The 21526-nt window shown below is 49.9% G+C and carries 23 protein-coding genes; 8 read left to right on the top strand and 15 right to left on the bottom strand.

The window, feature by feature from the left end; all coding sequences use genetic code 11:
• Positions 1–36: 36 nt before the first annotated feature.
• Positions 37–3726, top strand: coding sequence for an alkaline phosphatase (locus NC980_RS21255; protein ID WP_199298509.1), 3690 nt, complete (start codon positions 37–39; stop codon positions 3724–3726).
• Between the two features lie 155 nt (positions 3727–3881).
• Positions 3882–4250 (top strand): Dethiobiotin synthetase, encoded by a 369-nt coding sequence (locus NC980_RS21250; protein ID WP_199298508.1) that lies wholly within the window; start codon positions 3882–3884, stop codon positions 4248–4250.
• A gap of 21 nt (positions 4251–4271) precedes the next feature.
• Here NC980_RS21250 and NC980_RS21245 read toward each other — a convergent pair whose 3' ends face one another.
• Positions 4272–5147 (bottom strand): DUF2267 domain-containing protein, encoded by an 876-nt coding sequence (locus NC980_RS21245; protein ID WP_190376763.1) that lies wholly within the window; start codon positions 5145–5147, stop codon positions 4272–4274.
• 231 nt (positions 5148–5378) lie between these two features.
• On the opposite strand from NC980_RS21245, the gene NC980_RS21240 reads away from it, so the two are divergent.
• On the top strand, positions 5379–5867 hold the full coding sequence (locus NC980_RS21240) for a YbjN domain-containing protein (protein ID WP_190376761.1): 489 nt from the start codon (positions 5379–5381) through the stop codon (positions 5865–5867).
• 99 nt (positions 5868–5966) lie between these two features.
• On the opposite strand, the gene NC980_RS21235 is transcribed toward NC980_RS21240, so the two are convergent.
• The gene (locus NC980_RS21235; RefSeq protein ID WP_190376760.1) at positions 5967–6440 is read right to left on the bottom strand and encodes an orange carotenoid protein N-terminal domain-containing protein; all 474 of its coding nucleotides are present in this window, start codon (positions 6438–6440) and stop codon (positions 5967–5969) included.
• A 384-nt stretch (positions 6441–6824) separates the two neighbouring features.
• On the opposite strand from NC980_RS21235, the gene NC980_RS21230 reads away from it, so the two are divergent.
• The gene (locus tag NC980_RS21230; protein WP_190376759.1) at positions 6825–7532 is read left to right on the top strand and encodes a biotin/lipoate A/B protein ligase family protein; all 708 of its coding nucleotides are present in this window, start codon (positions 6825–6827) and stop codon (positions 7530–7532) included.
• Here the strand turns inward: NC980_RS21230 and NC980_RS21225 are convergent.
• From NC980_RS21225 to NC980_RS21215, 3 genes are read right to left on the bottom strand one after another with little or no spacing between them, the layout of a single operon-like run.
• Positions 7516–8076, bottom strand: coding sequence for a molybdenum cofactor guanylyltransferase (locus NC980_RS21225; RefSeq protein ID WP_190376758.1), 561 nt, complete (start codon positions 8074–8076; stop codon positions 7516–7518). The genes NC980_RS21230 and NC980_RS21225 overlap by 17 nt on opposite strands.
• Positions 8076–8468 (bottom strand): TIGR02588 family protein, encoded by a 393-nt coding sequence (locus NC980_RS21220; protein WP_190376757.1) that lies wholly within the window; start codon positions 8466–8468, stop codon positions 8076–8078. The genes NC980_RS21225 and NC980_RS21220 overlap by 1 nt, the downstream gene beginning before the upstream one ends.
• A gap of 9 nt (positions 8469–8477) precedes the next feature.
• On the bottom strand, positions 8478–9326 hold the full coding sequence (locus NC980_RS21215; protein WP_190376756.1) for a TIGR02587 family membrane protein: 849 nt from the start codon (positions 9324–9326) through the stop codon (positions 8478–8480).
• 75 nt (positions 9327–9401) lie between these two features.
• Between NC980_RS21215 and NC980_RS21210 the strand changes: the two genes are divergently transcribed.
• Both NC980_RS21210 and NC980_RS21205 read left to right on the top strand, forming a co-directional pair.
• The gene (locus NC980_RS21210) at positions 9402–9719 is read left to right on the top strand and encodes a TIGR03792 family protein (RefSeq protein ID WP_190376755.1); all 318 of its coding nucleotides are present in this window, start codon (positions 9402–9404) and stop codon (positions 9717–9719) included.
• Between the two features lie 42 nt (positions 9720–9761).
• Positions 9762–10112 (top strand): zinc ribbon domain-containing protein, encoded by a 351-nt coding sequence (locus NC980_RS21205; protein ID WP_190376754.1) that lies wholly within the window; start codon positions 9762–9764, stop codon positions 10110–10112.
• Positions 10113–10114: 2 nt separating this feature from the next.
• On the opposite strand, the gene NC980_RS21200 is transcribed toward NC980_RS21205, so the two are convergent.
• The 7 genes from NC980_RS21200 to purC form a co-directional block, all read right to left on the bottom strand.
• A complete protein-coding gene (locus tag NC980_RS21200) occupies positions 10115–10792 on the bottom strand; it encodes a GvpL/GvpF family gas vesicle protein (protein ID WP_190376753.1) in 678 nt (225 codons plus the stop codon).
• 58 nt (positions 10793–10850) lie between these two features.
• A complete protein-coding gene (lpxB, locus tag NC980_RS21195; RefSeq protein WP_190376752.1) occupies positions 10851–12044 on the bottom strand; it encodes a lipid-A-disaccharide synthase in 1194 nt (397 codons plus the stop codon).
• Entirely contained in the window at positions 12041–12850 is an 810-nt protein-coding gene (gene lpxA / locus NC980_RS21190; RefSeq protein ID WP_190376751.1) for an acyl-ACP--UDP-N-acetylglucosamine O-acyltransferase, read from the bottom strand. Before lpxA ends, lpxB begins: the two co-directional genes overlap by 4 nt.
• Before the next feature lie 53 nt (positions 12851–12903).
• Positions 12904–13401, bottom strand: a complete 498-nt coding sequence (gene fabZ / locus NC980_RS21185) for a 3-hydroxyacyl-ACP dehydratase FabZ (protein WP_190376750.1) — start codon at positions 13399–13401, stop codon at positions 12904–12906.
• A 42-nt stretch (positions 13402–13443) separates the two neighbouring features.
• Positions 13444–14298, bottom strand: a complete 855-nt coding sequence (gene lpxC / locus NC980_RS21180) for a UDP-3-O-acyl-N-acetylglucosamine deacetylase (RefSeq protein ID WP_190376749.1) — start codon at positions 14296–14298, stop codon at positions 13444–13446.
• Complete coding sequence (locus tag NC980_RS21175; RefSeq protein WP_190376748.1) at positions 14299–16731, bottom strand: BamA/TamA family outer membrane protein; 2433 nt, start codon at positions 16729–16731, stop codon at positions 14299–14301.
• 155 nt (positions 16732–16886) lie between these two features.
• Positions 16887–17615, bottom strand: coding sequence for a phosphoribosylaminoimidazolesuccinocarboxamide synthase (gene purC, locus NC980_RS21170; RefSeq protein ID WP_190376747.1), 729 nt, complete (start codon positions 17613–17615; stop codon positions 16887–16889).
• 227 nt (positions 17616–17842) lie between these two features.
• Here purC and NC980_RS21165 point away from each other — a divergent pair, with 227 nt between their 5' ends.
• Complete coding sequence (locus NC980_RS21165; RefSeq protein WP_190376746.1) at positions 17843–18097, top strand: hypothetical protein; 255 nt, start codon at positions 17843–17845, stop codon at positions 18095–18097.
• Positions 18098–18302: 205 nt separating this feature from the next.
• Positions 18303–19274: an ABC transporter substrate-binding protein gene (locus tag NC980_RS21160; RefSeq protein WP_190376745.1), complete on the top strand. Its 972-nt coding sequence runs from the start codon at positions 18303–18305 to the stop codon at positions 19272–19274.
• Between the two features lie 172 nt (positions 19275–19446).
• Here the strand turns inward: NC980_RS21160 and NC980_RS21155 are convergent, their stop codons facing one another.
• From NC980_RS21155 to NC980_RS21145, 3 genes are read right to left on the bottom strand one after another with little or no spacing between them, the layout of a single operon-like run.
• Positions 19447–20562, bottom strand: a complete 1116-nt coding sequence (locus tag NC980_RS21155) for a 5-(carboxyamino)imidazole ribonucleotide synthase (RefSeq protein ID WP_190376744.1) — start codon at positions 20560–20562, stop codon at positions 19447–19449.
• Between the two features lie 9 nt (positions 20563–20571).
• Positions 20572–21096, bottom strand: coding sequence for a pentapeptide repeat-containing protein (locus NC980_RS21150; RefSeq protein ID WP_190376743.1), 525 nt, complete (start codon positions 21094–21096; stop codon positions 20572–20574).
• Positions 21047–21490, bottom strand: a complete 444-nt coding sequence (locus NC980_RS21145; RefSeq protein WP_190376742.1) for a cobalamin biosynthesis protein — start codon at positions 21488–21490, stop codon at positions 21047–21049. Before NC980_RS21145 ends, NC980_RS21150 begins: the two co-directional genes overlap by 50 nt.
• Positions 21491–21526 lie beyond the last annotated feature (36 nt).

Here is a 21526-nt window from a genome sequence, read left to right as displayed (position 1 = left end):
GCAAAAGAGTTCTTCTAGACTAGACATGAGGGCAAATTGGGCGGGATTTTTAGCAATTTCAGCCTATCGAGTTTGCCCCTTTCTTGTCCCATTCCTTATCCCGAACTCAGGTTTGATCTAGGGCCAGATGGTCGGCTCAACTGGGATCGTATGGATCAAGCCCGTGTGTATTTAGGACACATGGAAGATCAGTTGACCGGAACCTCGAATGCAGGTGCAGTCACTCACGCAACTGGTGTGAAAGTGTTTGCTGAGTCCTTCGGCTTAGATCGAGCAACTGCGATCGATCTCGATCCCAGTCCCACGGTTTCTCGCTATGAAGATGCACCCCTGCAAGCGCTCTCTGGCAAAGTTAATCAGACGATTATGGAAGAAGCAGTTGCCGCAAGTAAGGCAACTGCGCTGATTAACTCTGGCGCGATCGCAGAACCCGGTACAGGAGCCTTTGTCGCCCAAGTCGGCTACGCAGATGTGCCCCCAGGACTCTCTAGATTTGATGTCTTTCCCCGCGCCCAATTTGCCCTAATCACAGAACAAGTGGTTCGTTCTGGAGTCGATGTGATTCTAGGGGGTGGCTTGGTGAACTATCTGCCCGTTGGCACCCAGCCGCCATCGGGAGCGAGTGCCTATGTGCAAAGCGCGGCTCAACTTGATGCGATTTCCACCAGTGCCAGCCAGCGCCCCCAAATCAACCTGATTGAACTGGCAGAGTCTCTTGGCTACACGGTGGTCTACACCGAAGCGCAACTGAATCAGGTCGCTGCAAATCCCGCAATCACAAAGGTTCTCGGTATTTTTGCCTCAGAAGACACCTTCAACGACAACATCCGCACTGCCACTGGCAACCTCACCGGCGTAGAAGAAAACCAGAGTGCTACCAATACTCCCCCCTACGTGCCTTCTGCCCCCACAGTAGGCGAGATGTTAGCGGCGGCTCAAACCATTTTAGAGCGCAACCCCAAGTTTCAAAATGGTTCACTCACGGTGCTAGAAGAAGAAGGCACCGACAACTTTGGCAACATCAACAACGCTTCTGGAACGCTAGAGGCTTTGCGCCGGGCGGATGCAGCTTACGGTGTTGCCCTTGACTTTGTAGAAAAGCACCCGAATACCTTAGTAGTTACGGCGGCTGATAGTGATGCGGGCGGTCTGCAAATTGTGGAACCCCTGCCTGCTGGCAATGTCGGTACCGTGAATGCTAACCCAACGAACACGACAACGGGCGCAGGTGCTCCCTTTCCTAACCCGTTAGATGGAGTCAACGGTCGCGGAACCGCAACCTTTACCTCGGCTCCGGCTGCGAATGGTCTCGTTTCTAACTTTGGTGTGGGCTGGGTTGGGACACCGGACTTTGCAGGATCGATCGTTGCCAAAGCTCATGGTCTGAATGCAGACAAACTGCCTGCAACGGTAGACAATACTGATATTTATCGGGTGATGTACGAAACTCTGTTTCCCGGAGTGGATCTACCCGATCAACCTGTGAAAATGCCGATCGCTCCGCCTGCTGCCACTCAAGCCACCGGAAACGTCATTTTCATTCACCCAGATGGACACAGCCCTTCACTGTTTGGTGCGGCTCGGTTTGTGTCAGAAGGCCCTGATGGTCGCCTGAACTGGGATTTGATGACAAATAGCGGAGTTTACCTCGGACACCTCAGCGATCAATTAACTGGCAGTTCCGATGGGAGTGCCGTCGTTCACGCAAACGGGGTGAAGGTGTTTGGCGATTCCTTCGGGCTGAATGCAGACGGGAGCCGCGTCACGTCCCTGTCGGGTAAGCTAGGCACCACGATTTTGGAAGAAGCGCGGGATGCGGGCAAAGCGATCGCGATTATCAACTCCGGTCGCGTTAGCGAACCCGGTTCCGGTGCCTTCTTAGCAGAAGTAGCCAATCGCAGCAACCACAGCGAAATCATTCGCCAGCTAGTCATGGAGTCTGGTGCTCAGGTGATCATGGGCGGCGGTGAACGCTGGATGCTGCCGACGGATCAGTCGGGTACATTTGGCGGCGCTTTAAGCGCGATGGGTGCCCGCACTGATGGATTAAACCTGATTACAGAAGCCCAGAATCGCGGTTATCGAGTGATTTATACCCAGGCAGAACTAGCAACGGTGCGCCCGGATGAAAAGATCTTGGGTGTATTTGCTTGGGAAGACACTTACAACAGCAGCAGCGAAGAAGTGCAGGCGGCACAAGGGCGCAATCCCTACGGGCAACCTGGTAATGCAAATCCGGTATCGGTTGCCGAGATGTTGCAGGCTACCCTGACTGCGGTTTCGAGCGATCCAGATGGATTCTTCGTGGTGCTAGAAGAAGAAGGCACCGACAACCTGCCCAATGCCAATAACGCGATCGGTGCAATTCAGGCAACCTTGCGAGCTGATGCCGCGATCGGGGTGGCGCAGGAATTTATTCGCAATGTCAATCCCAATACGCTGTTGCTCACCGCAGCCGACAGTGAAGCCGGAGGATTACAAGTCTGGCAGCCGACCCCCTTCGCGCCTGGCTTACCGTCTACTCCCTTGACCACCCAACCGACCGTGGGCGTGAATCCTACGAACGTTAGCACACAAAACCTGACCAATCCGCTCGACGGAACCACAGGACGCTTGCAAAGTGGAGTCACCGATGTCCCCGACTCTTGGACAGCGTTTGAGGCACAGCCTGGGCTAGAAGGCCCCGTTGGCAACTTTGGAGTCGGCTGGGTCAGCATGGGCGACTTCCCCGGCAGCACTGTCGCGAAAGCTTACGGAATGAACGCTGACTTGTTGCCTAGCACCCTAGACAACACCGACATTTATCGCCTGATGTACCGGACTGCTTTTGGGATTGACTTAACGACTTTGACCGATGGCGAAGGCGGACAAAAAACGATTACGATCGAGCAAGGCGAAGGTGTTGCGGTGGTGGTTGACTTTGGCGGAGTTGGGCTGGGGACGCATCCGAGTGCAGCGACGATCGCTGAAGCCGATACGCTCAAGTTTGAAGGGACAGGACTGACTGCGCGCAATTTGCTGCTGACTCAAGACGGTGGCGATGTGGTGCTTGCGTTTGATGGCGTTGCCAACACCGGCGCAATCCTGCGAAACTTCCAGCTAGAGAACCTAGACAACCTGCTCCAAAAGACTGGCGCAACTGTGGATCTCGGTAATTTTTTGTTCGATGGTCAAGCTCGCGTTGAAGATAGCTTTGATGTCTTTGATGCAGACTCGCTGCAGTCGCGCATTTTCAACCGCAACACCGTCACCTTCCTCAACGACCTGGATAACACGACCAATGGCTTCAGCAACTCGGACGATGTGATCAACGCCCAAGGCGGCGACGATCGTATCTTTGCGTTTGGTGGTGCTGACTTGCTGCGCGGTGGCGAAGGCAACGACCACCTCAACGGTGGCAATGGCAACGACAGCCTGTTCGGTGGCAATGGCAACGACTGGCTAGTGGGTGCGGCAGGCGAGGATCTGCTAGTTGGCGGGGCTGAGCGTGATGTGTTTGTGCTGAAAACAGGCACCGGGACAGACACGATCAGCGACTTTAATTCCGACGAGGACTCGATTGCGCTCTCCGGCGGACTGACGTTTGGGCGGCTGTCGATTCTGCAAGGAACTGGGGCAAATGCAGGCAATGCTTTGATTCAGGCGGGTAGCAGCAACGAGCTACTAGCGATCGTCGCGGGCGTTCAGGCAAGCTCATTGACTAGAGCGAACTTTCTCCTAACCTAAGCCAAAGTGCGATCGCCCGCAGCACTGCGAGCGATCGCACCCTAAATTCCCCATTCTGGGGGCTTTGAAGGCTTAGGCAGACTGCGTTAATTCTCACGATCGCGTCTCTCTACCTTCTGCAATCAAATCTAGCAAAATTGCAAATTCGCGCTAAAGTGATACAGTCAATCTTTCTGAAGCGCTCGATCGTGGATTACGAAACTGCTCGTCGGTTACTCATCGATCACACGAATGTTAACGCTGCTGATACCTTCCTCGGACGGTTAAGGCAGGGTCAACCCCCTTTGCCGGGACAAGTTACTGCGATTTTGCTGGCATTGAAGGTGGTGTTTGATGCGCTGCAAGATCAAACGATGATCGATCGACAGCTAGCGACTGCATTATTTCTTGTTTCGAGTGAAGCAAGACAGTTATTTAACGGCGGACTGGCAAAAAGCTTAGAGTGTCCGCCGTTGCTAAATGAGGATTTAGGAAGAATTACGACCGCGGTAAAAAGCATTTTCTCAGGCACTTGGCAGGCTTAATTCCGCGATCGCTTCTATTCGCTACGCTTTTTCCCACAGTTCCCGAACCTTATCGGGCAAGAACTGTGCAACTTCTTGAACGCGCTCTTGTGAAAGCTCATCTTTGGTGGCTGAAAAGACTGCCGAAACGACTTGTTCAGGCGTAGTGTTCGGTTGTAAGCCAGCTTCTTGTTTGACTCGGAACAAGAATGTATCTGCTTTAATTTTCAGAGGCGGACGAATGTGGCTGAGGAAATGCACGATCGGGTTTGTATCTTCCCACAAGTCAGAGACTTGGGTTGCAAGTGGTGTTGCCGTGTAGAGGGTGCGATCGGGGTTGCCTTCATCAAGCGGCACATGCAGCTCTTCGGAGACATGTTCGACGGCTTCATTGGTCATCATGTCGCGCATGGTACGGAAGACCACTTCGGTAATGTCGCGAGCATCATACAGGTCAGAAATTCCGCCTTTGAGGGCGACTTTTTCGAGAAAGGGCGTGTCTTTGGTCGCGATCGGAACCGTTTGCCCCTTTTGCATGGTTTTCGGCGGATTGACTTCCATATCTCGGAGCATATCCCGCCCCCGCTGAGTCAGTTCCGCCTTTTTGAACTCAATTAAATGCGGCAATGGGCCATCAGGCGCACCATAGGTATTGGCAACTCTAAAGCCAAACTCTTCTTCATTCACAACATTCGGCACGTCGTCTTGATTGCCGTAAGCGTTTCCGGAGAATTCAGCGTTAATGTACTGTCTTTGGTTGAGATAGTCTAAGTGACCGAGAAACTCAGCAGGAGTCATTGGAATGCCAGTAAAGTCGGTTTCAGTAAACTTTACTGGATCAGGGCCAGGGCCTTGATCGCTCTCATCAATCTTTTTCAGCATGATGTAAACCACGTCGTCGCGGATCGTGATCGTCATAATTCTTCTCCTATAAATTGGGACTTCCCAACTATTCCGCGATCGGGCAGAATCCATCATCCATCATGTGAGACATTCGTAACTTTGATCTGCGTCTACCAAAAGTAGGAAGACAAACCGATCGTTGCTCCGCATTTTTATAGTAAAAATGAAGAAATCCCCAAGGCGGAGGTAAACCAGGGGCAGATAGCGCTACCGTAGACACAACTGCGGATTTTTACGAGCGACTGTATGACGAACTATCAACAAACTTTGGAAACTTCTGGCGCAAACACAGCCGCGCTGGGCAGTGAAGCGATCACTAGCGTTGACCTGATTCAAGTGATCGAAACGGTGATCAGCAGCTTAGACCAGACCGATAGCGCAATGGTTAGCCACACTGAAGGCGAAGGTGGTTATGTTTGGAAGTTCAAATATGGCAGCGTAGAAACCTTCGTGCAGTTGACTGGTACAACTGATGAAGATACGTTGACTGCATGGGCGAGTGTTCTAAAGCTACCTGTGCAGAATGAGGCGCAATTAACGCGCAAATTGCTGGAGATGAATTGGTTAACGACGCTGGAGGCGCACTTTGCGATCTTTAACGATCAAATCGCAGTGGTTTCTTCGCGCACAGTTGCAGACTTATCGCCAGGTGAGATTTCTCGATTAATTACGCTTGTGGCGACGATCGCAGACGAAAAGGACGATGCTTTACGAGCAGAGTTTGGCAGCGCTTAACTCAGACAAAAGTTCAAGTTCAAAAGCTTCAAGTCCAAAAGCTTCAAGTTCAAAAACTCCAAGAGTTCTAAACCCTTGGAGTTTCACAGCATCTAAAAATTATGCTTTCGATGTTGTACCCATGCGTTGTACTCCGGCTTGCATGAATCCAACTCGTTCTTCAAAGCTCAGCCCAGAAATAAAATCGCTAAATTCATGGGTCTGTTCTGGCAGTTTGTAATCGGAAGGAACGTTAATGATCTCGCCGCTTTCCATGCCCTGTCCTAAAAGCAGCCAGACTTCAATTCGCGCACTGTTGCTCATTGCACTATAAGTCTTTCCAAATTGGCTGTCTGCGCCGCTGAGAATATCGCGTTGTGCTTGCAGTTGCTGTTCTTGGGGAAGAGCCTTGATTTCACCATAAAGGATATGAGCAAGATTATCCGCAGTTGCAGGGGGAGCAGGTGTTAGCTCATCTTTGATGTCTAGATAGCCATACCATAGTAACGCAAGCTGAGTGTCGATGTCGTAGCGTTGAAACATTGATAACGCGCGCTTAGTATTTTCGCTTTGAGAATCAATTGCGTAAGACATAAAGCTCCTAGAAAATATGTGTGAATGTCTTCACGGTAGTTGTCGGACTCGATCTCTTAACCTTGCAAAAGATAGATACGATACAGTTACCTTTTAACAGATGTTGGTTCTTATACCGAATTGATCTTTAATCGCTACAGATCTTGCAAGCCCCCCTAAATCCCCCACAAGTGGGGGACTTCAAGCCAAAGAAGGATTGAATTCTCAAAGTCCCCATTCTGGGGGATTTAGGGGGCGGAGGATCTGTAGCATTAACAAATTGATTGGGTATTAAAGCTGCGATCAGACGGATTGAGCCTATTTTCTCTACAAGCTTTTATCATTGCTACACTTTTATCACTGCTACAATAGAAAAAGAAGAAGCTTGAAACTGAGCTTGATTAGATGAATGAGTGGCGGTTGATTCCCATAATTCAAGCTCCTGGACAATTGCAAATGGCGATCGATACCTGGTTGCTAGAGCAGCATCGCTCTGGCTCACATCCACCCACTTTGCGCTTTTATACTTGGTCGCCCACGGCCATCTCACTCGGCTATCATCAGCGCCATTATCCTGATGCTTGGCAGTCTTTGGCTTGGAATGGAGGTGCGATCAACCTTGTGCGCCGTCCAAGCGGAGGTCGAGCCGTGTTGCATCAGGGTGATTTGACTTACGCTGTGATTACGTCTGGCTTGGGGCAGAAGCGAATGCAGGCATATCAAGCGATTTGTGAGTTTCTCATTCAGGGATGGAAGCGGTTAGGCATTCAGCTACAGTACGGGGACGCAGGACGGGGATATATTCATAATCCCAACTGTTTTGGAACGGCGACAGGGGCAGATTTGATCACACTTGACGGGATTAAACTGATTGGAAGTGCTCAGTTGCGGCGAGAGGATGCGATTTTGCAGCATGGATCAATGCAGATTCAAACGGACGTGGAATTGTTTGAGCAAGTGTTTGGTCAACCGTTAACGTTATTGGAGTTATCAGTTTCGATCGAGACGATCGTAGAAACGCTAATTGATGCTGCAAGGGATTGTTTTGGAATTGATTTTACGATTCAGCCTTTAACAGAATTGGAATGGAATCAGATTACTGAACTTCTTTGAGATCATCCGGAGTATTACAGTTTAAGAGCATTTGCCGATCGCGAAGCTGTAATTCCTGCACCGTTTCAGAATCAAGCCACTCCTGAAACGATCGCTTTCCTCCCGCAATGTAGCTTTGCAAGCTGAGGAGTCGATCGCGGCGATAAAATCCACACAAAGGTTCCCATCTTTCCTGGCTTCTCGCGACCACAATAGGCACGTCGGAAAGTTGTGTCGTGCATTCTTTAAGTGATTTACCTTCTAATCGAGGTAAATCACAAGCCAGCAGTAACACCCAGTCCGTTGAAACTTGCGTTAGAGCTTCAGAAAAGGCAATCAGGGGCGATCGTGGGCTTGTTTCTTGAATCCACTGCACCTCTGAAACAATTGATTGATAGCGATCGCACCAAGAAGTCACGATATAAATCAAATCAGTACAGTGCCTTGCTGCATCACAAGTTCGTTTTAGCAATGGAACGCCATCTACCTCAATCAACGCTTTATCGCGTCCCATGCGGGAACTTTTGCCGCCTGCAAGAACGATCGCACTTAGAGAATGATTCATCACGGAATTTTATAGCTTGCGACTCGGACAACTAATTGACCCTGACGCGGATCGCGCTGAAACACAAATGCACCTTCTTCCTTCTCACCCCTCGATAAGAAATCAATCTGCTGATCACCCGATTCTAATACGCGATCGCCCGCCTTTAACTCTGCAACCACTTGCACTGATTCTACAGTTTCACCGCCCGTATTCGTCACTTCAAAGGGGACATAAAATTTCCCATTCGTATTACGAATCTCACGCTGTTCGATTGAAATGGCGGCAGGTTCATAGCGCTCGCTAACCCACACATAAATCACCAAGCCAGCGATCGTGCCCAAAATGCTGCTCGCAATTCCAAACGTGATCCATTCAGCAGGCGATCGAGTTTCTCGTTTTGCTTGTGGCATCCTTTTCTCCTAAGCTGCTAATCGTCCTGCTGCACCCCCAACCGCCGCAGGCAATCCGAGTAAAACCGTGTATCTTAGCCACAACTGCCACGGATCATCGAAGTGCAGCTTTTGAAAGAACACTAACATCAGCATTGCAGCAAACAATGAGACTAAATAGGCTGCGATCGTTTCACCCCAAGGACGCTGAAACACACCCTTATGCTGATAGCGTTGGGATTGATTTGTGAATCCTGCCGCAAACACAATGCAGTACGACACCAACAAGGATGCTGCAATCATCGCAAGCAACCATCCACCTGTTACCGCTGATGCCAACATAGGAATCTCATCAGTGGGGGCAATGTTAAATGCAATCACAAGCGCACCGATTAAAGTCGCTGAAATATCCGATAACGTTGCATTACCTTGACGTGCAGGTGGATCATCGCCTGATCGCGATTCATCTTTCCCTAAAAACTGATTCGCCAATGCCACACCGAATGTAAAGGGAACACTTTCGTAAATCAATTTACCCAGCACTTCAATTAACGGCGCATCGAATCTGATTTCTCGCAGTAATACTAAGGTTGCACCACTACACACTAAACCGATCGCTAAAGCTTTAATCGTATCTTTCACAGCATCGATCGTTCTGATATCGTTGCCGTGGCGAAATCCCGAAGCCTGGTTTAATAGCAATACAATTAAGAATGTCAATACTAAAGCAAATAGCATTCTGAATGGACTGACATAGGAACCAATCCACCAAACCTCCATCGTATAAAGCAATGGAATCCCAAGCAAAAAACCACCCGATGCGCCCCGAACTAAATCTGTTAGCTCAGTTTTCCACTGCTTGTTAAGATGAGTCAACATAAGCAATGCCCGAAGCGTTAGACTCTAAACTAATGAGTTTGCGATCGTGGTGTCATTCCTCTACAGATAGAAAGTATGGTTATCGAATGGCTGAAAGTTAAAGTTCCGCTAGAACTTCGGGAAACTTATATTCAAAAAGATGCTGAGATTTGGACAGAAACTTTGTCAAAATATCCGGGTTATGTCGGTAAGGAAATTTGGTTCAATCCCAAAGATGACACCGACTTGATTATGGTGATTTACTGGCAAACCAAAGACGCTTGGAAAGGCATTCCCGCCTCGGTTCTCGAAGAAACTGACCGACGATTCACAGCAGCAATGGGACAATCCTTCCCATTTGCCGAAGAAGGCGAATATCAAGTCCGCAAATTTAGCGAACCCTCTGTGAAGTAAAGCTACGCACTCTATGATTAGCTACGATTAGCTACGCACTCTATGATTAACTGTCCTCGCTGCGGTCAATCCGTTCGATCCGATGCGATCGCTTGTCCTCGCTGTCGCACCTCACTCAGAGCTCATGGTCATCCCGGCATCGTACTTCATCGCGCTACCGGAACCGAACCCCTCTGCAAAACCTGTATCTATGATGCGGATGATACCTGCAACTATCCCCAGCGTCCTGATGCTTGGGAATGCACGATGTATCACAATGCCACAGTGCCGATCGTTAGCAATCCATCCCGGTATGAAATGACTCCGGCTGCTTGGGCACGACGAAACGCGGGATGGATTGCTTTAGTGATTCTACTTGTATTCAGTTTCGGATTAGCCTTATCGCGCCGCTAGTATTACACAAAATGATACGGCGGTAATGCTTCTCCTAATCCTAATTCCCATTGTGGATATTGATTTTGCCATTTACTCAGATGTTGATAAAGCGACATCTCATCCTGTTTATTAATCAATAAATACAGCTTCTCAACCCCATCTGAACCTGCTTTGAGTTTGGCATCCGGATAGACCTGTTCGATTTCTGCCAAAATCTGCTGAAATTCCTGCTGTTGCTGGTCTTTTTGGTCGAGATGCGCTTGATACTGCTGCTTTTTTGCCTGAAAGTAATCCCGTCCTTTCGTGCTGCCATTCATTTCTGGATTGCTTGGTAACTCAAGCTCGATCGGGGTTAGCTTCAGCCGATATTCTGCCTTTCCTTCTAGCTGATTCAGTTTGCCTAAATACTTGTCGCGATTTTCGTTCAGATGAGCAATCAGATGATCGCGAGACAAAAACTGTGTTCCAAACCGAAGCGGCAAAATCGTCACTTGCCAAAACAAATCACAAATCACGCGATCGTGCGCGAGCACGGCTTGCACCAATCGGTCATCATCGTTCTGCACCGCTTCAAACTCTAACTCTGGTTCCACCAAAGCTGCTAAAGCACCCGTTTCAATGACTTCTAAATCCCCGTCAATTCCTGCACTCAGCTGTAGCGGTGTAGTTGGCGTTTTGAAGAAAGCGTAGGTATACATGGCTCGAACGATGCTCCATTCTGAGTCTATGCGATCGTGCAGGTTTTCCTGGTGCACTTCATACGAAAGTTTGGAATTCTGGAGCCTCACAAAATCCTAACCGCGCCAAAATAGATCGCGCGACTCGATCGCAAGCTCCTTCTCCACCTAAAGCCTCTCGCATCTCTTGATAGTCTGCAATCGTTTTCGCTCGATGTTCAGGATTGAGCAACTCTAGTGCCGACTGCGTTAAATTTTCAGACGTGGCAGCATCTTGGATAAATTCGGGCACGATCGCTTTCATGTTGACCAAGTTTGGCGGTGACGCAAACGGTAACTTGAGTTTGAGGATATGCTTTGCCACCCAATACGTAAACGGAGATAAGCGATACATCACGACTTGCGGCACATCGAGCAGGGCAATTTCAAGATTGACTGTGCCAGATTTTGTAATCGCCAGATCTGCTGCTGCGATCGCATTTAACGGTGAACCTTCGACAATTTGAGCTTGCAGTTGGTATTTCTCAATTCCTTGAACAATCTGCGATCGATATTTTTCTAGCGATAGTGGAACCAGAAACCGTACACCAGGAATCTTTGCTTGAATCTGCTGCGCTGCTTTGAAAATTACAGGCATCATATATTTGATTTCCTGTTGGCGCGATGCCGGAAGCAGCACGATCGCGGTTTGATTCGGTGCAATTCCTAATTTCGATCGAGCCGTTGAGCGATCGGGTGCGTTGCTCATGCGATCGATCAAGGGATGTCCGACAAATGTAGCGTTCGCGCCGTTTGATTTGTAATAGGCTGCCTCAGACGGAAAAATTGAATAGATGCAATCACTAATTTGCACAATCCACTGCGTTTTTTTCTCGTTAATTCGCAAAACCCATTCTTGCGGTGCAATAAAGTAAGCCGTTGGCACATCAGGCAAGTATTTGCGAATGTGTAGCCCAATACTGATATTAGGATCACTGTAATCAATCATCACCGCAAAATCGGGTGGATTCTCGCGGAGGTACTGCTTAGCGCGACGTTGAACGCTCAAGGTCGGCAACAAATACGGTAACCCTTCGATAATTCCAATCGAACCGATTTCCGTTGTATTGCCGAGCAATTTCGCGCCTGCGGCTTCCATCCGAACCCCGCCCAGTGCTAGCACCTCAATTTCTGCTCCCAGTTGTTCCGCTTGGGAATACAGCGCTCTCACCAGCATTGCCCCTTGCAAATCGCCGGACACTTCACCCGTACTGATAAAAATCCGCTTCTTCATGAGCTTCTTACCACTGCGCTCGGTGTCAGTCCTCTACGCCCGGGCGACAAAGAGAGTTGAATAAACTGCTGCAAATGCTGAATATGCTCGTTTTCAGGCAGCAGATCTAATTGCTCTAGCCCCTGGTTCATCGGCAAACCAGACCGAAACACGGTTCGATAGGCTTTTTTCAGCAAATTAATCTCTTCTGCCGAAAAGCCCGATCGCTGCAATCCGATCTGATGAAACGCCCGAATCCGTGAAGGATTGCCCTCGACAATCACAAACGGCGGCACGTCGCGATCAATCCGACTCATCCCTCCGATCATCGCGTGTCGTCCAATCCAGACAAACTGATGAATCCCTAAGACCCCACTTAATCTTGCTTTTGATTCGATATGGACATGACCCGCCATCTGTACCGAATTGGCGATAATCACCTGATCTTCGATCACGCACTCATGCCCGACATGCACATATGCCATCAGCAAATTGCCGTTGCCAATCAGCGTAATGCGATCGGCAAAGGTCGGGCGATGAATCGTGACAAACTCACGAATCTGATTGCCATTGCCAATCCGCACCAAACCGAGTGAGCCATCGTATTTCAGATCCTGCGGCTCAAGCCCGATCGCCGCTCCCGGAAAAATCTGATTGCGCTCTCCCATTTCCGTCCAACCCTCGATTACCACATGATGCCCGACAACTGATCCCGCTCCGATTTTGACATGCTCTCCAATCACCGCATATGCACCAACTTGGACGGTTGGATGAAGTTGAGCATTCGGGTGAATCACAGCAGTCGGGTGAATCAAGGTAGTGGTCATAGATAGAGGGTAGAGGAACAAAGAGAAGGGGGAATCAGCGCATGGGGCTGTCTTCAATCGACGAGCGCAAACATTAAATCACCTTCACAGGCAAGCTGTCCGTCAACTTCGGCACGACCGCGCATCTTCCCAAAACGACGTGCTTTCACCGAGAGCAGTTCCACCGTCATGACCAGTTGATCGCCTGGCACGACCGGACGACGGAACCTGACCCCGTCGATCCCAGCAAACATGAATAGTCCCCCTTGCACATCCGCCATTTGAGTGAGAACAACTCCACCCACCTGTGCCATTGCTTCGACGATCAGCACTCCCGGCATAATCGGACGACCCGGAAAGTGCCCTTGAAACTGCGGCTCATTGAATGAAACGTTTTTAATCCCGATCGCCATTTTTGCTGGAACGTAATCGACAATGCGATCGACGAGGGCAAACGGATAGCGATGTGGCAGCAGTTGATGAATTTCTTCAACAGAGAAGGTGGTTTTGATGGCGGGCTGAGCGTCTGAATTCTCAGTTGGGGCGGTATGGGTTTCAATCAAGGTTGACATGGGGTTCCAGTTAAAGAGCTAGACAGTGACAGACTTACAGACTTAATGAGATGAGAGATTCGACAGTTGACGCACCAGTTGAGTATGTAACCCATGACTCGCTTTGTATGCCAAAAAGTGAGCGATTGGAAACGTCCCCAGTAAACTGAGATCTCCTATTAAGTCTAGAAGTTTATGGCGTGCTGGTTCATTTGAAAACCGCAATGGTGGATTAATCCATCCCTCAGCGCTACACACTAAGGCATTTTCAAGCGAACCGCCTTTTATTAAACCATTTGCTCGTAACTGTTCGATCTGATGAGCAAATCCAAACGTCCGCGCTGGCGCAATTTCCTCGGCAAACGTGGTGGGATCAAATCGCCAACTGTGCCATTGATTGCCGATCGCGCTCAGTTCAAAGTCAATCCCGTAAGAAAATCGCAGTTCCAGAGCGGGAATCGCTGCCACAAACGCATCCCCTTGCCGCACGAAGACAGGCTCGGTGAGGGAGATCGGTGAAGTCCGTGCCGTTTGCTCGATCGTTCCCGCTTGGAGAATGGCTTCCGTCCACGATCGAGCCGATCCATCAAGGAGCGGCACTTCTGCCCCATCGACTTCAATTCGCACGTCATTGATCCCCAACCCTGCAAGCGCGGCTAGTAGATGCTCAACAGTGCGAACTTTTGCTGCTCCATTCACAAGTTCCGTCGAAAGCATGGTTTCTCGAACTGATTCAATCCGAGCCGGAATCTCCGGAGCATCAGGTAAATCGGTTCTAATGAAATATCGCCCTCGTCCGGGTTCTGCGGGTAAAACTCGCGCCGTTGTCAGGTCTCCAGTATGCAGCCCGATTCCAGAGCAAGAAAAGGGTTGGGAGAGCGATCGCGCCTGTGTGATGCAGCCCTGTGTGTTGACCATTTAGAAGCGTTCTCCAAAGCCAAAGCGAATGTTGCTTCCGCCGCGATCGTTAAAGCCAAAGTCAATCCGAATCGGGCCTAGCGGGCCTGCTTGCACTCGGACTCCGACCCCGTAGCCGAACCCACTTCCGGGCTTACCCCGCGTTCCGGCTGGATCGCCCGGAACCGATCGACCCGATCCTAAATCTGTTGCCGCATCCACAAACAGCGCTCCTGAAATAATCGAGAAGACCGGGAATCGGTACTCTGCGGTAGCCTGCAAGAAGCTGCGACCGCTGCCCAAATCGCCTTCATCGTAGCCGCGCACTGAGTTCGTTCCCCCCAGCGGAAACGCTTCATACGGTGGCAAATCTCCCACGACCGTTCCGGCTTGGACATTAAACGCAAAAGCTTGGGCGCATCGTCCCTGCGGGGTTTGCTGTTGATCTAATCGACGCGGATCGCGATCGCGGCACTCTTGCGTGAATTTAGTCAGGCGCGTCGGAATGTAGAAGCTGTAGCTTCCTCGCAGTCGATTGAACAGAATGCTACCGGAACCAATCGGCACCGATTGCTCGGTACTCAGTTGCAGCACTGATCCACGAGTCGGGCGGAGGAAATCATCGCGTCGATCGCGTCTGACTGAAAGCTGTCCAGTCAGCAAGTCATCCTTACCCGATGGGTCAAACGTCAATGGTTTTCCTCGTTCGTCCACGGTGCGACGAATCCCTTCCGCATCGCTCGCGGTAACGCGCTGATACTGCAAACCAAGCGAGGCTGTCCATTCTGCCCGTTCAAACACATTTCTCGATAACGGACGAGCAAAGCTGATGCCGCCTCCGGTGCGATTAATTCGGGGAAGGTCACGATCGACGTTCGGCAATCGCACTTCTGGGTCGCCACCGTCGAAAATCAGCGAAATCGTTCTGCGGCGAAACACACTCAAGGTGTAGGAAGTTCGGAACGGATCGCCACCAATCCACGGGTCGGTAAAGCTCAATTCGTACTGCTGATCTCGCTGACCAATCTGCACTTCAGCGCTGAGCTTTTGATTATTGCCGCCCACGTTTTGCTGTCCATAGCTGACGCTGCCGAATAGACCACTCGCAGAACTAAAGCCGCCCGCAAGTCCGATGTTTCCGGTATTTCGCTCAACCGCATTCACTACCAGAACCACTTTGCGCCGATCTTCACCGACATCAAGAGAGGGACGTAAATCTTCAAACAGCCCCAATCCGAATAATCGCTGGAAGTCTCGCTCTAAAACAGTGCGGTTAAAGACTGATCCTGGCTTCAGTTCAAGCTCGCGAGTGATGATATATTCGCGGGTTCTGCCTCGAATCGGATTACCTTTTGCATCCTGAGCGTTGCCTTCTTTGTTGATAAATCGCACCTGAATCCGCTCGATTTCTCCTTCTGCAACCTGTAAAATGACGGTTCCATCCGGATTGACCTGGGGCTGCTGCGCGTTAATCACCTGTGCCAGCACAAAACCACGGTCTTGGTAAAACTTCGTAAGTTCTTGAATTCCAGTTTGCAATTCCCGAAAATTCGTGATTTTGCCGTACTGCGGGCTGAAAATTCGGTTTACCTCTTCCGGCGGTACGACTTTACTGCCTTCAAGCTGCACCGATCGTAGGACTGGATTCGCCGCCACTTCAAACGTCACCCGGACTCCAAGCGGGGTATCTGCTGGAGTTGCTCTCACGGTCGAAAAGAATCCGGTTGCAAAAACTGCGTTGATGTCGTTCTGAAGCTGAGTGCGCGTGGTTGTCCGTCCTGCCTGAGTTTGAATCACTCGGTAAACTTCCTGCTGGAGTTCAGGACTCACTCCTGTAACGACGACTTCAGAAACTAGCACTCTAGGTTCATCTGGAGCAGGTTGAGCAGGCTGTGGCGGTTCAGTTGGCTGAGCAGGCTGCTGCGGCTGAGTCGGTTGACTGGGTTGCTGCGGTTGCACCTCAACGGGCGGAGTTTGTTGCCCTTCGGTCGGAGGGGTTGTTGTCCCAGGCGGAGTTTGTTGTCCTTCGGTCGGAGGAGTTGTCGTTGAACCTGGCGGAACACTCGGCGAACTCGGCTGATTGGGAATGGTTGGAATATTTGGAGCCGAGGGCGCGGGGGCAGCAGGCGAGGTATTGATTTGAATGCGATCGGGCGTTTCTTGCTCGATCGAGCTACCCGCTTGAGCTACTTTCTTGAGCGGAGTGAGCGATTGAGTTCCCGCCGAATTTTGCATCACCGGAATCGCTTCGACCACGACATCGGTTCCCACAGGCTTCACGGTTGCGGGGACGCTCTTTACGGTCGATGCCTTTAGCACAGGGGAACCTGCTCGCGTCGTCGATTTTGCCTGCGGTTGGGCTGGCTGATTGGGCGATTTTGCTAGGGCAGAACGAGATAAGCCAAGCGTCGCCGTTAACGCAAACGCAGCCATCACAACAGGAGATAAGCGCATAGTATTCACAGGTTTTCGCACGTCCTCACACTTTTTCTGCTCAATGCAGACACAACATCAAATAGATTCCGATTAAACGGCAAAATTGTACCGCACCCTGAGTATCGTTACTCATTCCGGGTAGGACTGATTTTAAACTGGTCGATGCAGAAGCATCATACAGTTTGGTTGAGTACCCGTTGCATGACTTGCCGATACGCATCTTCAACGTTGCCAAGGTCGCGGCGGAATCGATCTTTGTCCAGGACTCGTCGATCGGGGTCAGTTTCTGCCTGATTCCAGAGCCGACAAGTATCCGGGCTGATTTCATCAGCAAGTAGAAGTTGACCTTGAGCATCGGTGCCAAACTCTAATTTGAAGTCAACGAGCGTAATCCCACATTGCTCAAAAAAGGCTTGTAGCACCGTGTTGATTTGCGTTGCCATGCTCTTAAGCTGATCGACTTTGGCGGCTGATGCTGGATCAACCACTTGTAAGCGCTCGAGCGTGAGCAGTGGATCACCCAGCGCATCGTCTTTGAGATAAAACTCGACAAGCGGCGGATTGAGTGGGGTGCCAAGTTCCAGTCCGGTTTGTTGACAGAGACTCCCGGCAGCAATGTTCCTGACCACGACTTCTAATGGAATGATGGTGACGGCGCGAACGAGCATTTCGTTCCCGGAGGTGCGATCGATAAAATGCGTCGGGATGCCGTTTTTCTCCATCAGTTTGAAGAGGTGCGATGCGATCGCGCAGTTGATTTCACCTTTGCCCTGAATGCTGCCGCGCTTTTGAGCATTGAATGCCGTTGCATCGTCCTTAAAATAGGTCAGCAGCACGTTTGGATCGTCGGTGCTATAGAGAATTTTGGCTTTGCCTTCGTAGAGTTTTTGACCAACAGTCATGGTGGATGGGCTGAATTTTAAGCTTCATCATTCTACCGCCCTCGTAGCAGGGTAATTAATTCAAGCGCTCAAACTCCAGTAGCTCCCGAATCGTTCTACTCGTTGCCTCACTGCAATGTAAATTTCTCATACAACCTCTCCGGCGAAGGATGAGAAACAGTATCATAAGCTACAAAATTATGTTACGTCTGAGATTCGGCGCACTTTTCGCCTCAGAGAGCTGGATTATGTCACTTGAATCAGAATTTGCTGCGATTAGCAGTTCTATCGCCACATGGGAAAATTTGCATCGATCAATTCCCTGTGCTCCCCGCTTCACGCCGTCGATGTGGGTGCAATTGCTCAAGCCACCGACCACTTACAGTTTTGATCAAGCCTGGCTGCTGTGCCAATGTGCAGAAGATCAGTGGCTTGCCTGGGTGCCAGACTATGGTGAAGTGTGGCTGACAACCGACGAGTTTTGCAGCCTGACAGAGGATTAGCGGCGCTGCTCCACCCTGGGAAATATAGACAGGATTGTAACTTTAGTTTCCAGCGGAACAAAGTAGGTTTGGTTTCGCTTCTGATTACTGAAGTTCATAATATTCTCGTCCTACAATTAATTGTTAACGTCAGTCTGAGTAGCGTTAATTTGAGCCAATGCTCGTTGGACTGATGGGGTTTTGTATTTCCCAAGGATTCCTGAAAATGTTCAAGCGTCGGTTTGTTAGCCTGCTCGTATTTGCGATCGCTCTATTTTGGACAGTTGCCTGCTCCACTCAAGAACCTCAACCCTTAGCGGTTTCCACCAATCCTTGGTCTGGCTATTCTGGGCATCATGTTGCGCTTAAACAGCAGTTTTATCGGGAAGCAGGACTGCAAATTCAAGACTTGCTGTTTCAGTCAAATACCGAGCAAATCGATGCGTTTTTGGCAGGTAAAACCCATTTAGCTTGGATGACCGCAGGCGATGTGATCCAGATGATTGAAAAATCGCCGGATTTAAGAATTATCTTTCTTTGTGACTACTCAAACGGCGCAGATGGCATCCTGGGACGGGGCATCAAAACAGCAGCCGCTCTAAAAGGTAAAACGTTAGCGCGTGAAGATGTGCTGTTTGAGAAAGTGTTTCTCCGGGCATTTCTTGAGAAAAACCGACTAACCGAGAAGGATATTAAAATCAAAGATATGCCTGCTCCGGCGGCTGCAACTGCATTTAGCACTCAGCAAGTCGATGCCGCTGTGACTTATGAACCCTTTCTGTCGAAAGCAATCAAAGAAGGCGGCGGAGAAATTATCTTTAGCTCCAAAGGCACTAATTTGATTGCTGATGTCCTGGTGACGCACAAAGATTTGATTGCAAACCGTAGAGAAGATTTGATCAAATTTCTCAAAGCAGCCGACAAAGGGATCAAGCTGCTGAAAGCGAGAAATGAAGAAGCAATTTTTGTCGCCTCTAACCGGCTGGGCATTCAACCTGAAGAACTGCGAGAACAACTGAAGGGAATTACACTATTTGATATTGAGGGCAACAAGGAGATCGCGTTCAATCTGAGCCATCCAAACAATGCGATTAAGAGCTTTGAACTTGTAGCGAAAGCGGCTTATGACTTCAAAGTGGTGCCACAGCCCCTTGATGTTCAGTTACTGTATGATGACTCTCTTGTTAAAGCGCTTTAGAAATCGTTAGATCTTCAGGTGCTTCTCTTACTGCTTCAGCAACATTAGTAGACAAGCCCAGTTCAATATAAAACCGCTAGATCCGCCCTCACCCTAACCCTCTTCTGCGGTAGAGGGAGCCAGAAGCCCAGTTCCCCTGCTTCCTTAAGGAGAAGGGGTGAGGGTATTCAGCCTACTTAGAAGAGGGATACCAGAGCGATTCGATCGCACTTGCCACTTCTAAAGCAGATTTCCGCAGATTCACAGCCGGATCCAGTAAAACCGTAACGTGTCCTAGCTTACGACCAGGGCGGGATTCTGACTTGCCATACCAATGAATAAACGAGTTGGGCAGTTGCGCGATCGCCGCCCTTTTGTCTAAATAATCACTTTCTGCCCGCTCAAATCCCAGCAAATTCACCATCACCGCTCCAGGACAAATCAGCGCTGCACTTCCCAAAGGTAAACCACTGACAGCACGAAGCTGCTGCTCAAACTGTGAGGTTTCACAACCCTCGATTGTATAGTGTCCCGAATTGTGAGTTCGCGGTGCAATTTCATTCACCAAAACGCGATCGTCTTTGGTTAAAAAGAGTTCAATTCCATAGATTCCAACCACTTCTAGCCGATCAAGCAAGGTATGAGCGATCTCCGAAATCTCCTTTGCAACAGACTCCGAAATTTCAGCCGGAGCAATCACGCGACGACAGACTTGATTCTCTTGCTGAGTCTCGACAACTGGATGAACAACAATCTCGCCCGTGATTGATCGCGCTGCCATCACTGCCAATTCACGCTCAAACGGAACGAACTCTTCTAGTACGATCTGCACCGCATCGAGTTTTGTCATTGCCAGATCCCAAGCCGCTTGATCTCGAATAATCCAGGTTCCCTGACCGTCATATCCTAAGCGGCGAGTCTTCACAACGATGGGAAATGAAACAGGTTGCTCTCCAGGTTGCCAGAATTTTGGAGTGGGTAAACCATTCGCTTTGAGAAAACAGCGCTGATCATACTTATCTAAAAGCGACTTTAAAGCAGACAGGCTAGGACGAAAGCAAGCCGATCGGATCTGAGACAGAGCAGCGAGATCCACGAATTCGTTTTCAAACGTGATCACATCCACCCGATCGCTTAACTTTGTCGTCGCGGCTGCATCGTTGACGGGCGCAAGGAGGGTATCTTGGGCGATCGCCACTGCCGGATCATCTGAGCTTGGGGTTTGAATCACCAATTCTAGGTTCAATTTTTTAGCGGCATCTGCCATCATCCAGGCTAACTGTCCGCCGCCAATTACTCCAATTCGCATACTCGCCTCCTAAGATGGACAGCCGAGCGATTCCCGCGTGTCTGCTCCAGTTTTAGAATTCGTCCCCTGCGCTACTTTGCACAACTCGCGAATCTGAGCGCGATCGAGAATCGCTCCGGTAAAATCTGCCCCCGTGATATTAACATCGAGAAATGCACTCCGCAGCAGCATCGCATCGGTCAGATTCGCATCGCTCAAATCGACGCGCACCATCGGCACTTGATCAACCATCGCCTGCTGCAAATTCGCGCCGTGTAAATTCGTTTCCGTCATATTCGAGGCACTCATTGCTGCACCAGCCAGATCAGCACTCGAAAAATTTGCATCGGTCAAGTTGGCGTTGGTAAATTCGGCAAATCGCAGCGTCTGTCCGGAAAAATCTTGCCCCCTGACATCGGCATTACTGTAGGACAACGGCGGACGATACTGCTGATCGTAGCGTTTCCCCTGAATGGGATCAGCGATCGCGCTCATCATCCAAACGCTACAGATCAAAATCGTGAGTAGACCGATCGCAAATCGCTGCATCTTCATGTCCTACCGCCAAATCAACACTTTTCAGCTTACCTGGAATTTCCGCGATCGCAAGGGTTACAGCTTTACCGATCGCTTGCTTGGGCACTCGCAGAAAACCCGATCCGGCGGCGCACAGCGCTGCCGCTTCTGCGACACTCCGTGTTCCAATTCGGTCGATCGAGGGATTTGGCACCGGAATCGCCTGAAGCTGCTCGGCTGAAAAAAAAGACAGCGAGAAATTGTAGTCTTGGCAATATTCTAAAAGTCCGGCTTCATCGAATTTGCGATCGACCGTGGCAATTCCAATAATTTCACACTCGGATAGCTGATACTGCTTTAGAACTAGGGCGATCGCGTCGGCGATCGTTGCTTTTGAAACTCCGCGCCGACAGCCAATTCCAATCCAGAGCATCAGTAAAACTCACAAAGACAAAATGAAATTTTCACG

This window comes from Leptolyngbya sp. AS-A5, from assembly GCF_039962495.1.
Taxonomy (GTDB): domain Bacteria; phylum Cyanobacteriota; class Cyanobacteriia; order Leptolyngbyales; family Leptolyngbyaceae; genus Leptolyngbya.
This window is presented reverse-complemented; position numbering and strand designations above follow the sequence as displayed.